The organism is Collinsella sp. SGI.033, assembly GCF_050315135.1.
GTDB lineage: Bacteria > Actinomycetota > Coriobacteriia > Coriobacteriales > Coriobacteriaceae > Collinsella.
In genome coordinates this window covers 40,570-53,426 of the sequence record NZ_JBNPOK010000015.1, presented here as the reverse complement: position 1 = coordinate 53,426, position 12,857 = coordinate 40,570, and the positions used below count along the sequence as shown (strand labels likewise).

Annotated in this window: 12 protein-coding genes; 11 read left to right on the top strand and 1 reads right to left on the bottom strand. The window is 61.9% G+C overall.

The window, feature by feature from the left end; genetic code table 11:
- Positions 1 to 41 precede the first annotated feature (41 nt).
- Positions 42 to 1,028, bottom strand: a complete 987-nt coding sequence (locus tag ACQRC0_RS06085) for a zinc-ribbon domain-containing protein (protein ID WP_427728617.1) — start codon at positions 1,026 to 1,028, stop codon at positions 42 to 44.
- 296 nt (positions 1,029 to 1,324) lie between these two features.
- Between ACQRC0_RS06085 and tmk the strand changes: the two genes are divergently transcribed.
- The 11 genes from tmk to ACQRC0_RS06030 all read left to right on the top strand — a co-directional run bounded on the left by tmk (position 1,325) and on the right by ACQRC0_RS06030 (position 12,856).
- The gene (tmk, locus tag ACQRC0_RS06080; protein WP_427728615.1) at positions 1,325 to 2,008 is read left to right on the top strand and encodes a dTMP kinase; all 684 of its coding nucleotides are present in this window, start codon (positions 1,325 to 1,327) and stop codon (positions 2,006 to 2,008) included.
- Position 2,009: 1 nt separating this feature from the next.
- Positions 2,010 to 3,137, top strand: coding sequence for an ATP-binding protein (locus ACQRC0_RS06075; protein ID WP_427728614.1), 1,128 nt, complete (start codon positions 2,010 to 2,012; stop codon positions 3,135 to 3,137).
- Positions 3,128 to 4,822, top strand: coding sequence for a PSP1 domain-containing protein (locus ACQRC0_RS06070; protein WP_427728612.1), 1,695 nt, complete (start codon positions 3,128 to 3,130; stop codon positions 4,820 to 4,822). The genes ACQRC0_RS06075 and ACQRC0_RS06070 overlap by 10 nt, the downstream gene beginning before the upstream one ends.
- 150 nt (positions 4,823 to 4,972) lie before the next feature.
- Entirely contained in the window at positions 4,973 to 5,731 is a 759-nt protein-coding gene (locus tag ACQRC0_RS06065; RefSeq protein ID WP_427728610.1) for a ComF family protein, read from the top strand.
- A gap of 11 nt (positions 5,732 to 5,742) precedes the next feature.
- Entirely contained in the window at positions 5,743 to 6,852 is a 1,110-nt protein-coding gene (locus ACQRC0_RS06060) for a hypothetical protein (protein WP_427728607.1), read from the top strand.
- 749 nt (positions 6,853 to 7,601) lie between these two features.
- Positions 7,602 to 8,594, top strand: a complete 993-nt coding sequence (locus ACQRC0_RS06055) for a substrate-binding periplasmic protein (RefSeq protein ID WP_427728621.1) — start codon at positions 7,602 to 7,604, stop codon at positions 8,592 to 8,594.
- A 317-nt stretch (positions 8,595 to 8,911) separates the two neighbouring features.
- The gene (gene hpf / locus ACQRC0_RS06050; protein ID WP_055285508.1) at positions 8,912 to 9,496 is read left to right on the top strand and encodes a ribosome hibernation-promoting factor, HPF/YfiA family; all 585 of its coding nucleotides are present in this window, start codon (positions 8,912 to 8,914) and stop codon (positions 9,494 to 9,496) included.
- 80 nt (positions 9,497 to 9,576) lie between these two features.
- The gene (locus ACQRC0_RS06045; RefSeq protein WP_427718953.1) at positions 9,577 to 10,530 is read left to right on the top strand and encodes a DegV family protein; all 954 of its coding nucleotides are present in this window, start codon (positions 9,577 to 9,579) and stop codon (positions 10,528 to 10,530) included.
- A gap of 98 nt (positions 10,531 to 10,628) precedes the next feature.
- A complete protein-coding gene (locus ACQRC0_RS06040) occupies positions 10,629 to 11,708 on the top strand; it encodes an NAD(P)-binding domain-containing protein (RefSeq protein WP_427718955.1) in 1,080 nt (359 codons plus the stop codon).
- Positions 11,709 to 11,713: 5 nt separating this feature from the next.
- Positions 11,714 to 12,142: a hypothetical protein gene (locus tag ACQRC0_RS06035; protein WP_427728604.1), complete on the top strand. Its 429-nt coding sequence runs from the start codon at positions 11,714 to 11,716 to the stop codon at positions 12,140 to 12,142.
- Positions 12,143 to 12,157: 15 nt separating this feature from the next.
- The gene (locus ACQRC0_RS06030; protein WP_427718960.1) at positions 12,158 to 12,856 is read left to right on the top strand and encodes a hypothetical protein; all 699 of its coding nucleotides are present in this window, start codon (positions 12,158 to 12,160) and stop codon (positions 12,854 to 12,856) included.
- The last annotated feature ends 1 nt before the right edge of the window (position 12,857 follow it).

Here is a 12,857-nt window from a genome sequence, read left to right as displayed (position 1 = left end):
GTAGGAACGTCCCTAACTGCCAGCTCGGGAACGACAAAACGCTAGTTCACCTCGACGGGTTTGGCGCTGGGATAGCGGTCCTCAAAGTCCAAGCGATACTTGTTGCTGCTGGTTCCCGGCTCGTTGTCGCGTGCCAGCGGCGCCACGATTTCGTCCTTATGGTCCGAGGGCTTTGCGTACTTTAGACTGATCTCCCAGGCATCGCAGATCGCGTCGATGCGGTGATCCAGGTCGTCATACAGGGCAATGATGTCTTTCCAGGAGTGGTAGTTCTTGGAGCTCATGGGGACGTCCAGGTCCTCGACGGTATCGTAATACTGCTCGATGGTCTCCTCCGTGCGCTCGGCGACGTCGGCGAGATTTTGACGGGTGGTGCGATCTTCTTCCAGATAGCTACCATTGAAGTCCTGCGCGCAGGCGCGGACCTGGCTATCGAGGTCCTCGAGCAGGTCGTAGTATTCGCTCAGGCGACGGTAGAGGTTCTGCTCGGAGAGGGTTGCTTCGCCGCCAGCCTCGTCCTCGTCGTCATCGTCATCGTCGTAAAGGCTATTGGGGTCGCCGAGAGGTTTGAGGTCATCATCGTCAACATCGTGGTGCAGCTTGGTAACCTCGGCAGTCGTCTGCGTGGCAGAGTTGTCGAACGGTTTGATCACAAAGAAGATGACCAGGGCGATGATGATTGCCACCAGCGCAACGATAACGGCGACAAGCGCCCCGGTGCCGCTCTTTTTGGGAGCGGGGGTCTGTGGCGAAGCAGGCGCGTATGCGGGAGCCGGCTGCTGTTGGGGCGAGCCACTCGCGACGGGTATGCACTGCGTGGTCTCGACGGCCGCGGGGCTTGCGGCGGGGTCGGGGCGATAAGCGAGGGGATCGTCCGCCTTGGCTTGCGGCGTATCAAGGGGCCCGGTCTGCTCAAAAGCGGGCTGGCTATCGCTCGCGGCTATTTGCTCAACGGGTGCACCGCACGAGGTGCAGAACTTGGCATTATCTGCAAGAAGCTTGCCGCACGAGGCGCAATACCGAGACATTGCCACTCCTTTCGCCACATTTCAATGCCATACGACGATTATACCAAGCATCCAAAATTCCCCATCATAAGTTGCGGTGAAATAGGGACTGTTTGGCGGTCTTAGAGCTTCAGTCAGTCCCTATTTCACCGCAACTTTGGAAAGGCACCTTTAGTCATTGGGGACGTTCTTAAACGACCAGTCAATTAAGAACGTCCCCAATGACTAGGTTGGATTTGGGGTGCGCCTGCCCCTGGGGTATCATGATTTGGTTGATATATCTGCATTTACGCGCCTTGTAGGAAGGGACTGCGCCCATGGCTTTTGAGCCCGCTCAACATAGCTTTATCACGCTCGAGGGCGTCGATGGTGCCGGTAAGTCCACGCAGGCGCGCCTGCTGGCCCGTGCGCTCGAGCTCGCTGGCTACCAGGTCGTGACCCTGCGTGAGCCGGGTGGTACCGCCATTAGTGAAAAGATCCGTGCCCTGCTGCTCGACCCCGCCAATACGGCGATGGGGGATACCTGCGAGCTGCTGCTCTACGAGGCCGCACGCGCCCAGCTGGTGCACGAGGTCATAGCTCCCGCCCTTGCGGCCGGCAAGGTGGTCCTGTGTGACCGCTTCTATGATTCCACGACCTGCTACCAGGCGTTTGCCGACGGCCTCGATCGCCAGATGGTACGCGACGCCAACAACCTTGCTGTCACGGGGACGCACCCGGCGCTCACGCTCGTCTATCACATCACGCCCGAGCAGGCGGCGCTGCGCATGTCCGCCCGTGGTGCGGTCGACCGCATGGAGGCCAAGGGCATGGCGTTCCAGGAGCGCGTTTACCAGGGATTTAGTGCCATTGCCTCCGAGGAGCCAGATCGCGTGAAGCTCATCGACGCCACCGCTTCCATCGAGGACGTCTTCGCGCAGACGGTCGAGCGGGTTCGCGCGTACGGTCTCGACATTTCCCAGGACGCCGTCACCGCCACGCTTGCCCAGGAGGCCGAGTAACATGGCCCCCGCTCAGGCAAGCCTGCTGGCCAAGCTCGACACCCAAGAGCGCGTACGCGATTTTTTGACCAACGCCGTCGCCAGCGGCCGCGCATCGCACGCCTACCTGTTTTTGGGCGCTCCCGGTGCCGGCAAGCTCGATGCCGCCTGGGCGCTCGCCCAAGCCTTCCTGTGCGAGCAGGACGGCTGCGGCTCATGCGATAGCTGCGTGCGTGTCGCCCGCCATACGCACCCCGACGTGCACTATTACACGCCCGAGAGCGCCACGGGCTACCTCATCGCCCAGACCCGCGAGCTGCTCGACGACGTGCCGCTGGCGCCCATCCGTGCCAAGGCCAAGGTCTACATCATCGACCGTGCCGAGCAGCTGCGCGCCAACACCGCCAACGCACTGCTCAAGACGCTCGAGGAGCCGCCCGAGGGCGTTATGTTTATCTTGCTGGGCACCTCGGCAGACGTGATGTTGCCCACCATCGTGAGCCGCTGCCAGTGCGTGCCGTTTCGGCTGGTGTCGCCCGCCGTGGCCACGAAGGCCGTGAGCCGCGCGACGGGCCAGGATCTCGCACGCTGTCGCATGGCGGTCGCCGTGGCGGGGAGCCCCACGCGCGGCATCGAGTTCCTTAAGAGCGCCGAGCGCCAGGATGCTCGCCGCCAGATGATCCGCGCCATCGATTCGCTCATCGCTGCCGACGAGGCCGATGTACTCAGCCGCGCCAAGTCGCTCATCGTCGCCGTTAAGGCTCCGCTCGCCGAGGTCAAGTCCACGCAGGAAAAGGTGCTCGAGCAAAACGCCGATTATCTGTCGCGTGGAGCATTGAAGCAGCTTGAGGACCGCAACAAGCGCGAACTCAATGCGCGCGAGCGTTCGGGTATCATGGAAGCGCTGGCGAGCGCGCGGACGCTCATGCGCGACGTGCTGCTGACGCTTCAGGATGAGGCGGCAGACATTGTGAACGAGGACGTGCGCGACACGATCGGGCGGCTTGCCGCCGCGACGAATGTTGCGGGTGCCACCCGGGCGCTCGAGGCGGTCGCGACCGCCGAGCGCAACATTGCCAGAAACGTTACTCCCCAGCTGGTCATCGAGGTCATGCTGTTCGATATTAGGAAGGCACTGAAATGCCGTTAGTCGTACCCGTTAAGTTTACCTACGCCTCGCGCGACCTGTGGTTTGACCCGCAGGATCTGGATATCCTCGAGGCCGATTATGCCATTTGCTCCACCGAGCGCGGAACCGAGATCGGCCTGGTCACGGCCGATCCCTTTGAGGTGCCGCAAGACGAGATCGGTCAGCCGCTCAAGCCCGTGCTGCGTGTGGCGAGCGATATCGACCTGCAGCTTGCCGACGACCTGGCCATCCAGGGCGATGAGGCCATGGTCGATTTCCGCCGTCTGGTCAAAGATCTCGATCTCGAGATGAAGCCGGTGGGTGTCGAATACTTGTTTGGCGGCGAGAAAGCCGTGTTCTACTTTGCGGCCGAGGAGCGCGTCGATTTTCGTCAGCTCGTCAAGGACCTGTCCTCGACGCTGCACATTCGCGTTGACATGCGCCAGATTGGCGTGCGCGACGAGACTCGCTTGGTGGGCGGCTATGCCCAATGCGGACAGGAGCTCTGCTGCACGCGCTTTGGCGGACAGTTTGAGCCCGTCTCGATTCGCATGGCAAAAGAGCAGGACCTGCCGCTCAATTCGTCTAAGATCAGCGGCGTGTGCGGCCGCCTGATGTGCTGCCTGCGCTATGAGTTCGAGGCGTACAAGGACTTTAAGAGTCGTGCGCCCAAAAAGAAGACGCTCATCGATACGCCGCTCGGCAAGGCGCGTATCCAGGAATATGACACGCCACGTGAGCAGCTGGTGCTGCGCCTGGAGAACGGTAAAGTCTTTAAGGTCAACCTGGCCGATATGACGTGCTCGGAGGGCTGCAAAAAGAAGGCCGCCGAGCAGGGCTGCAGCTGCCGCCCCGACTGCGTGACGCGCGATGTGCTCGAGCGCATCGAGTCGCCCGAGATGCGCCTGGCGCTCATGGAGCTCGATCGCGAGAACGGCGTCGACGTGGGCGATGGCCTGTCGAGTGCCGACCGTCTGGCCGGCACGTCGATGCCCAAGCGCCGTCGTCGCGATGCCGAATCCGATGCTTGTGCCGGTCAGGCCCAGGGCGAGGGTCGTGGCCGCGGAAAGGGCCGCGGCAAGGCCGAGGCTTCCGAGGCCGAGGAGGCGGCCGGCGGCCGTCGTCGCCGCAAGCGCGCGGCGTCCGTCGACAACGGCGAGACCGCGGGCAAGAACGCCTCTCGCGAGCGCGAGGCTCAGCAGCCCCAGCAGCAAAACCGCGGCGGCGGCATGAACCCCACGCGCCGTCGTCGCCGCCACCTGTCGAGCGAGGAGCGCGAGGACGCCTTCCGCGCCGCAGCCGCTCGCGAGGCCGGTGCCGCTCCCAAGGGTGCCTCGGCCTCCGACGCGCCTGCCGACAAGGCTGGCAGGCCACGTGGCGAGGAGGAGCGTGCGCCGCGTCCGCGCCGTCGCCATTCCTCGGGCACGCAGCAGAAACCCTCGGTTCCTTCTGTGGCCGATCAGGTTTCGGATGGTGAAGTCAAGGTCACGCGCCGTCGCCCCGGCGATGGCGGAGGAGCTGCCGCCAAGGCTTCGCGCGGCGGTGCTCGCGACGAGCGCGAGCCGCGTGAGGATCGCAGTGGCGAGGGTTCGGCCGACCAGAGTCAGAAGCGCCGTCGCCGTCGCCGTTCCCGCAAGCCGCGCCAGGATGGTGGCGAAGGCTCGACCCACACCTCGTCCGCACCGCAACCGCCTGCCGGCGAATAGCGCCCTCAAGCGGATTCGACTTGTCTGACCCCAAGTGCAACGGGGTATCATGGCACTGAATCGACAACCCTCCCTTCGCCCAAGCGTAGGGAGGGTTTTGTCATAAATAACTGTCTGAATGGTTTGAGCCGCTTACGGAGTGCCGGCATCTTGCCGTTTGCGGATGAATTGCTACCGTTTGCCGAGCGCGCGGCGCATGAGGCACTCGAGGTTCTTTCGCCCACGCGATGCGCCGGTTGCGAGTGTGCCGGTGCGCTTATTTGTCAGGAGTGCCTGGCGTCGCTCACGCTTGTCGATCCGCGCCACAGCTGCACGAGGTGCGGCGCTCCGTTTGGAGGCCTGCTGTGTACCGAGTGCTCGGTCGAGGGTGCGTCTTCGACGGTGGCTAAGGCCCTCGATCGCTGCCTGGTGTGCGCTGTCTATGCACATCCGTTGCCGCGCATCATCAAGGCATACAAGGATGCGGGCGAGCGCCGTCTGGCACCGTATCTGGCAGAGCTGCTCTACGACACCGCCTTGCATGCCCAGGTAGCAGCCCCCGACCGTTACGGCGGCGTGCTGTCCGGTGTCGACGCGGTGGTATTTGTGCCCGCGACTGCGGCGGCGTTTCGGCGGCGTGGTTTTGATCACATGGAAGCAATCGCGCGCTCGTTTTGCGATCTTTCGGGCGTGCCATTGTTGGACGCCTTGGTCAAATACGGTCATGGCGACCAGCGCGAACTCGGTCGCGCCGAGCGCCGGGAACATGCCCGGGACATGTACGAGACGGTCGAGGATGTACGTGGCTGCCGTCTGCTGCTCATCGACGATGTCATTACCACGGGCGCGACAATGGCAGCGGCCTCGGCGGAGCTTAAGCGCGCCGGCGCCAAAGCCGTCGATGGCCTCGCTATCGCACGCGTTTGGTAGGGGTGATTCGTGTGGCGGTAACAATCAGGCAGTGTGACAAACCGACAAAAGAGCAGCTAGCGGCTTCCGTGATCCTGACGGGCGCCTCGGCGTTGCGTATGATTCGAGCCGAGCGCCGGCAGATGGGCTACATCGGCTGGAAGGACCTTGAGCCCGAGGAGGAGCGCCGCGTGCTGTGTACGTCATCGCCTTCGACCGAGGATATCTATCTTCCCGACCTGGTGCGAATTGGAGCCAAAAGCGGCGAGGTGCAAGAAGATCTGTGCTTGCTGGTGGGATCTGCGGCGCAGCGCCGCCGCATGCCTGGCGTGGGCTGGTCCGTGTGCTCCGGGTTGCCTGTCGGCTCGATTCTAGAGGTGGAACCGGGGGTGTACAGCCTATCTCCCGAGGCCCTTTGTGTTGCCGTCGCCCGCGAGGTCGGCTGTATCCAGGCGTTTGCCCTGGCCCAGGAACTGTGTTCCAAGATTTCACTAAGCGATCGCGGGAAGTATCTACCTCCCTATACTTCGCCTGTTGCGAATAGACTTGCAAAGGACAAGGACCAACCGGCAGACGTGGGCTACTTTGAAGTCGAGCCGGTGTTGACGCCCGATCGCCTGGCAGATTACCTTGCGGCATGCAAGGGGAGTGCGGCCAAACAACTGCTACGCCTGTGTCCCTACCTGTCAGAAAACCTGCGCTCACCCCTGGAGTGCATCATGCTTGCCATGTTTTCGCTTCCGTTTTCCTATGGCGGATTTGCCTGCGGTCCCTTTAAGACCGACTACAAGATCGAGTTCGATGACCGCGCGCAGGCAATCTCGGGGATGCCGTATGCAGTTTGCGATGCGTATCAGGAAACAGCCCGGTTTGACCTGGAATACAACGGTGAGCTTGGTCATTCCTCTCGAAGGGGACGTGTCCATGATGAAAAACGCAACACGGGCTTGATTACTATGGGAGTCGAGGTCGCGACGGTCAATAACGAGATACTTTGCGACATGGAGGCAATGGAGGCACTCGCATGGCGCATCCACCAGCGTATGCGAAAGCGGTACCGGAATCGTGTCGATGCCCGCAGGAAGAAGCAAGAGGCGTTGCTTAACACGCTGCGGGCGTGTTTTGGGCTTAAGCCGGTATAATTCGCGTCGAAAATAGGGGGTTAATCATATGCCCTGGCCAAAATATGGCAAATATGAGTACTGTCACTAAATCAGTAACAGCAAAATCAAGGAATTTAGGACTCGGCGGCGTCGTAAAGTAAAAAGATAATAAACAAATGTAGAATAACTAAGCATCAGGTTGGCGACACTGAGCGCAAAATCTGTCCGAGAGGCCAAAATTGCCTGTTACAAAATTGGTAACAGTACTCATATTTGCCATTTTTTGGCCACGGCACCCCGAGGCGGGCGCCCCGGAGCTCCCCGTAGGGGAGCTCTGGGCTTCATGGGAACACGCACGGTCCGCTCCGACCTGCGAAATCTGTACTCGCGGTGCGAATGACGACCTAACCTTAAACTTTAGCTTGAACTTAGCTATAATGCGCTACGTTCCCGCCAGGCTGTGGTTGCGGACGGGCAATGCGCCCATCCAAGTCCAAGACAGACGCGGTCAAAGGGATCCACGTAAGCGACCGCGTGCGCGCGGCGCGATCATGGCGCGTCCTAGATGTAAGCCGCACCGTCCGTTCTACTTTCTTTGGGGCAATACCGCCTCGCGGGCGAGCGGGCCAGTCGTGAAGGTGGCTGCGGCCTCCCGAGCAAACGCCCCGGTGCGCAAGTGTGGGGTCAAATACCAGGTCAGCTGGTGGGAACAACCCGATATTCCGTGCAGGGCACGGATCGTATACGACACAGAAGGCAGGGTAGCGGACATGGTGAGGGGCAGCTTGATGCATGCAGCTCGGTTGGGTGCTGGGACCGCGGCGGTCATTGCCGTTTTGGGCCTGAGTGGGTGCGCGTTCAATCCACTGTCCACGTTCACGACGCCCACGATCGACCAGATCGAGCGCGAGACCGTTACCCCCACGGTATCGGACGATGCCCTGGTCACGCCGGGAACCCTGACGGTCGCCCTCGATACTTCCGATGCCCCGCAAGCCATGCAGGATGCCGACGGAAACCTCACGGGCTATGCGGTCGATGCCGCTCGTGCCCTCGCATGCCGCATGGGTCTCAAGGTCGCCTTTGTCGATGCGCCCTCGGCCGATTCCGCGCTCAGCGATAAAAAGGCCGATATCTTCATTGGCGACGTCAGCTCTACGGACGGCGATATCAGCTCGCTTGGCACCTGTCTGTACGACGCCCCCGCCGTATTCGGCAAGAGCAGTGACGGCGAGTCGTTGAGCGTTTCCACCGAAATGCTTAACACCGCTACCCTGGGCGTTCAGACCTTTTCGGCCTCGCAGGAAGCGCTCGCCAAGCAGAGCATCACGGCCAACCAAAAGACCTTCTCCAACATCAACGAGTGCTTCGAGGCACTCGAGTCGGGCGAGGTCGATTACGTGATCTGTGATTCCACGGCCGGTGGTTACCTCGCGCGCCTGATGAGCCAGATCTCCTGTGTCGGCACGCTCGAGACGCCCTCCACGCTTGGCGTCGCAGGCCTTAGCTCTAACGATGAGCTGTGCCGTGCCGTGAGCGATGCCCTCGACGACATCACGGTCGACGGCACGCTCGAGGCGGTCCACTGCGTCTGGTACGGCCAAATGCCCTATGACCTTACCGCCAAGACTGTTTCGGGGGCCAATGTGCAGGCATCCGAATCTACGTCCAACGAGACCGAGCCCTCCGATGGCGACACCTCCGATAACAACGGCGACAGCCCGTCGTCTAGCCAGGAGGGCGCCATCACCGACGATGACATCAACAAGCTCAATAGCTAGTTATTGGTAGGGGTGGCGCCTGCCATACATTGAACAAGGCGCTTCTTCACGGTTTCAACACGCATGGCCGGGTCTCCCCCATAGGGGAGCCCGGCTTTTCAATTTTGATAAAACCAGCAGCTCAAGGGCAATTTCCAGGAGAAAAACCAACTCCGCCGACGCCCTCATATAGCGCACTTTGCCGCGGAAAAGTGCGAGACTTCGGTATGCGGTATCAAGCAGTCGTTATTCGGGCCTTTGGGAATTCGGGTGATTAAATGCACGGCAATGGGTACATAGCCAGTACAGTAAGTCCCCGAGGCAGATTGGAGCCACGTATGGATATCAAGGTTTCTGGACGCAAGACGACGGTAACCGATGCTCTGCGTGCGCATGTGGACGAGAAGATCGGCGAGGCGCTCAAGGTTTTCGATATCGAGCCCATGACAGTCGACGTCGTGCTTCGTTATGAGAAGAACCCCTCGAACCCCAACCCGGCAATCGTCGAGGTCACGGTTCGTGCCCGCGGCTCTGTGATTCGCGTCGCCGAGCACGGCGCAGATATGTATGCCGCCATCGATCTCTCCGCCGATAAGGTCACCCGCCAGCTGCGCAAGTTCAAGACCAAGGTTGTGGACAACCGCCAGGGCGGTGCCAGCGCCGCGGATGTCGCACCGGTCGAGCGCGTCGAGGATCTGGCCGACCTGCTGCTGCCCGAGGAGGACGACGACCTGCTCGTCCGCGAGAAGGTCATCGATGTCACCCCGATGACTGAGGAGCAGGCGCTGGTGCAGACCGATCTGCTCGGCCACGACTTCTACGTGTTCGAGAACGCGACGACTGGCCTCATCAATGTGGTGTATCACCGTAAGAATGGTGGATATGGCATCATCAAGCCCCGCATCGAAACACTTGACGAGTAAAATACGTTAACTTGCATGAGTTAACGGTTGGCGGCCATCCCATGCGGGTGGCCGCCTTTTTTACGTAAGGAGTCGCTTTGATGGACAAGGCCGCATCCGCCGGTCATTCGGACCGTTGCCGTATCGTCGTCGATACCTGCTGCGACTTTAACCCCGAGGTCGCCGCGAACCTCGATGTCGATATCTTGGGCTTCCCTTTCATTATCGATGGCGAGGAGCGCACGGACGACATCTGGTCGAGCATGAGCCCTAAGGAGTTCTACGACCGCATGCGCGCCGGTGCCCGCGTGTCCACCTCGGCTGTGTCGCTCGGTCGCTATATCGAGTTCTTTACCGAGTGCGCCAAAGAGGGCACGCCCACGGTTTACCTGTGCTTTACCTCGGCGCTGTCGTCGAGCTACAACTCCGCGTGCCAGGCGGCAGATGCCGTGCGCGCCGAGTATCCCAACTTTGAGCTCTACGTGGTCGACAACGCTCTGCCCTGCGCGACCGGCGAGCTCCTGGCGCTTGAGGCCGTGCGCCAGCGTTCGGCGGGACTGACTGCCAAGCAGCTGGTCGATTGGGCAAACGAGGCCAAGACCTACGTGCACGGCTACTTTACGCTCGAGAGCTTCGATGCGCTGGCTGCCGGCGGCCGCATTCCGCCCGCGGCGGCGCAGCTCACGGCAAAGCTCGACGTCAAGCCCGAGCTCTCCTACGACCTTGCCGGCTCGCTGTCGCTGATCGGCGTCAACCGCGGCCGCAAGAAGGCGCTCAAGTCCATCCTCAAGTCGTTCCGCGAGAACTACGTGCCCGATCGCACCATGCCCATCGCCATCATGACGGCCGATGCCGAAAAGGACGGTGACTGGCTCGAAGCCGCCATCCGCAAGGAGGAGGGCTGCGCCGACGTCACGATCATTCGCAGCTCCGTGGGCCCCACCATCGGCTCGCACGTGGGCCCCGGCATGGTGGCCTGCGCGTTTTGGGGCAAGAACCGCACCGACAAGGCGTCGCTTTCCGACCGCATCGCCCGCCGCGTGCGCGGCCAGTAGGCAAGCGCTGCGTCCGTAATCGCCCTCGACTCACAGCTCAAACGCTGGCAACGAGTATTCAACCTGGTAATAACACCCAAGCCAAAAGGAAAGGTTTCATGGCAAACAAGCTCTCTGTCGCATTTATCGGCACCGGAATCATGGGTGCCCCTATCGCCGGCCACATTCTGGACGCTGGCTATCCCGTCACGGTCAACAACCGCACCAAGTCCAAGGCTGCAGCGCTTGTTGAGCGCGGTGCCGTCTGGGCCGATACGCCGGCAGATGCCGCGGCGAACGCCGACGTCGTCTTTACCATGGTGGGCTATCCCTCCGAGGTCGAGGAGCTCTACCTGGCGGGCGACGGTCTGCTCGCGTGCACTAAACCCGGTGCGGTCCTGATCGACCTCACCACGAGCTCGCCCGAGCTGGCGCGCGACATTGCCGAGGCCGCCCAGGTTTCCGGCCGCATGGCGTTTGACTGCCCCGTCACCGGCGGCGAGTCGGGTGCTATCGCCGGCACGCTTACGGCTATCGTGGGCGCTACCGAGAACGACATTGCCCCGGTCCGCGATATCCTTTCCACCTTTGCGGCAACCATCTGCTGCTTCGATGGCGCCGGCAAGGGCCAGGCTGCCAAGCTCGCCAACCAGGTGTCGCTGGGCGCCTGCATGGTCGGCATGGCCGATGCGCTGGCGTTTGCCGAGCTGAGCGGCCTTGATATGGAGAAGACCCGTCAGATGATCCTGGGCGGCACCGGCAAGTCCGGTGCCATGGAGAGCCTGGCGCCCAAGGCGCTCGACGGCGACTACAAGCCCGGTTTTATGGTGGAGCACTTCATCAAGGACCTGCGCTTGGCGCTCGCCTATGCCGACGACCGCGAGCTTGCGCTGCCCGGCGCCGACGTGGCCTTTACGCTCTATGACATGCTCGACGCCATCGGTGGTGCCAAGCTGGGTACCCAGGCCATCAATGTCCTCTATAAGGAGGAGGCCGACGCCATTGCCGCCGGTCTGGACTGGTCGCAGTATCGTCCCGAGGAGCATGGTGCTCACGAGGAAGGCTGTGGTTGCGGCGAGCATGGCGACGACCACGAGTGCGGTTGTGGCCACCACCATGGCGAGGACCACGAGTGCTGCGGCGGCCACGGCCATGACGACGGCCACGAGTGCTGCTGCGGCCACCATCACGAGGAGTAGCGCCCATGAGCTGGACGTTCGTGGTGCTTGCACTAGTGCTCTTTCTCTTTGCGATCTACATTGGCTTTTTGTGCGGCCAGTGGGCGTGCGAAAAGCGCGTCGTCACCAAGCGCGACTACTGGATTGCCAACTTTGCAGGAGCGGCGGCAGTCGTCCTGCTGACCTGGGTGTTCTCGCTGTTCCCGCTGGTGCAGTTTGCGCCGATCGGCTGGCTTGGCGGCTTTATCGCCGGCCTTAAGATGAGCTTTGGCGAGTCCGTTGGTCCGTGGCGCAAGCACGATGAGGTCTTTAACGTCAACCAGGCTCATCGCGCCGCCGCCGACGCAGGAGACGCCGAGGAGCGCCGCCGCGCGCGTCGCAATGGCGCGGCTGACCGACAGCTCATCTCGGTCACCGATGACAGCAAGGGTGCTGGCAGGCACACTAAGAAATAGTAAGAAGAGGTAACTATGGCAGAAAACAAAGACGAACAGCTCACCGACGAGGAGCTGGCACAGCTTCAGCTGGCAGAGGAGAACGAGAACACCGTCGACCGCTTGGTCCAGGAGCTCGGCTGCCCCACGCGCCGTATCCGCCAGTTTGCCGCCCGCGTGCTGCACCTGCTTGCCGAGCGCGACCCGCAGCGCGTCGTGCCCTGCGTGCCCGCGCTGATCGAGGCGCTCGACCGGCCCGAGGCTCAGACTCGCTGGGAGGCCCTCGATGCCCTGGCGGCGCTCGCCACCACCTGCCCCGACCAGCTGGGCGATGCCTTTGAGGGCGCCGAGACCGCACTGTTTGACGAGATTTCCTCCACGCTGCGCTATGCCGCCTTCCGCCTGCTGTGCGTGTGGGGTGCCACGAGCGTCGAGCGTTCGCGCGAGGCTTGGCCCATCCTGGACGAGGCCATCCAGTGCTACCACGGTGACCTCGAGTATCGCGATATGCTCGGCTGCCTGTACGAGTTTGGCAAAGGCGAGATCGATGCCGAGATCGCCGAGAAGCTTGCGCTGCGCCTTAAGTTCGATGCCGAGAACGGCAAGGGCAGCTATCTCAAGGCCCGTTCGAGCGAGATTTGCGAAATGCTTGTTAAACGTTTTGGCCTGGATCTCTCCAAAAAGAAGAAGCGTGCTAGCGTTAAAAAATCTGACGACGCCGAAGACGAGGAGTAAC

Bases quoted from the DNA above. Each gene is read 5' to 3' on its own strand.
- ACQRC0_RS06040 (WP_427718955.1), top strand. From the start codon at position 10,629: ATGGCAAACAAGCTCTCTGTCGCATTTATCGGCACCGGAATCATGGGT.
- ACQRC0_RS06055 (WP_427728621.1), top strand. From the start codon at position 7,602: ATGCATGCAGCTCGGTTGGGTGCTGGGACCGCGGCGGTCATTGCCGTT.
- tmk (WP_427728615.1), top strand. From the start codon at position 1,325: ATGGCTTTTGAGCCCGCTCAACATAGCTTTATCACGCTCGAGGGCGTC.
- ACQRC0_RS06035 (WP_427728604.1), top strand. From the start codon at position 11,714: ATGAGCTGGACGTTCGTGGTGCTTGCACTAGTGCTCTTTCTCTTTGCG.
- ACQRC0_RS06030 (WP_427718960.1), top strand. From the start codon at position 12,158: ATGGCAGAAAACAAAGACGAACAGCTCACCGACGAGGAGCTGGCACAG.
- ACQRC0_RS06045 (WP_427718953.1), top strand. From the start codon at position 9,577: ATGGACAAGGCCGCATCCGCCGGTCATTCGGACCGTTGCCGTATCGTC.
- ACQRC0_RS06070 (WP_427728612.1), top strand. From the start codon at position 3,128: ATGCCGTTAGTCGTACCCGTTAAGTTTACCTACGCCTCGCGCGACCTG.
- ACQRC0_RS06075 (WP_427728614.1), top strand. From the start codon at position 2,010: ATGGCCCCCGCTCAGGCAAGCCTGCTGGCCAAGCTCGACACCCAAGAG.
- hpf (WP_055285508.1), top strand. From the start codon at position 8,912: ATGGATATCAAGGTTTCTGGACGCAAGACGACGGTAACCGATGCTCTG.
- ACQRC0_RS06085 (WP_427728617.1), bottom strand. From the start codon at position 1,028: ATGTCTCGGTATTGCGCCTCGTGCGGCAAGCTTCTTGCAGATAATGCC.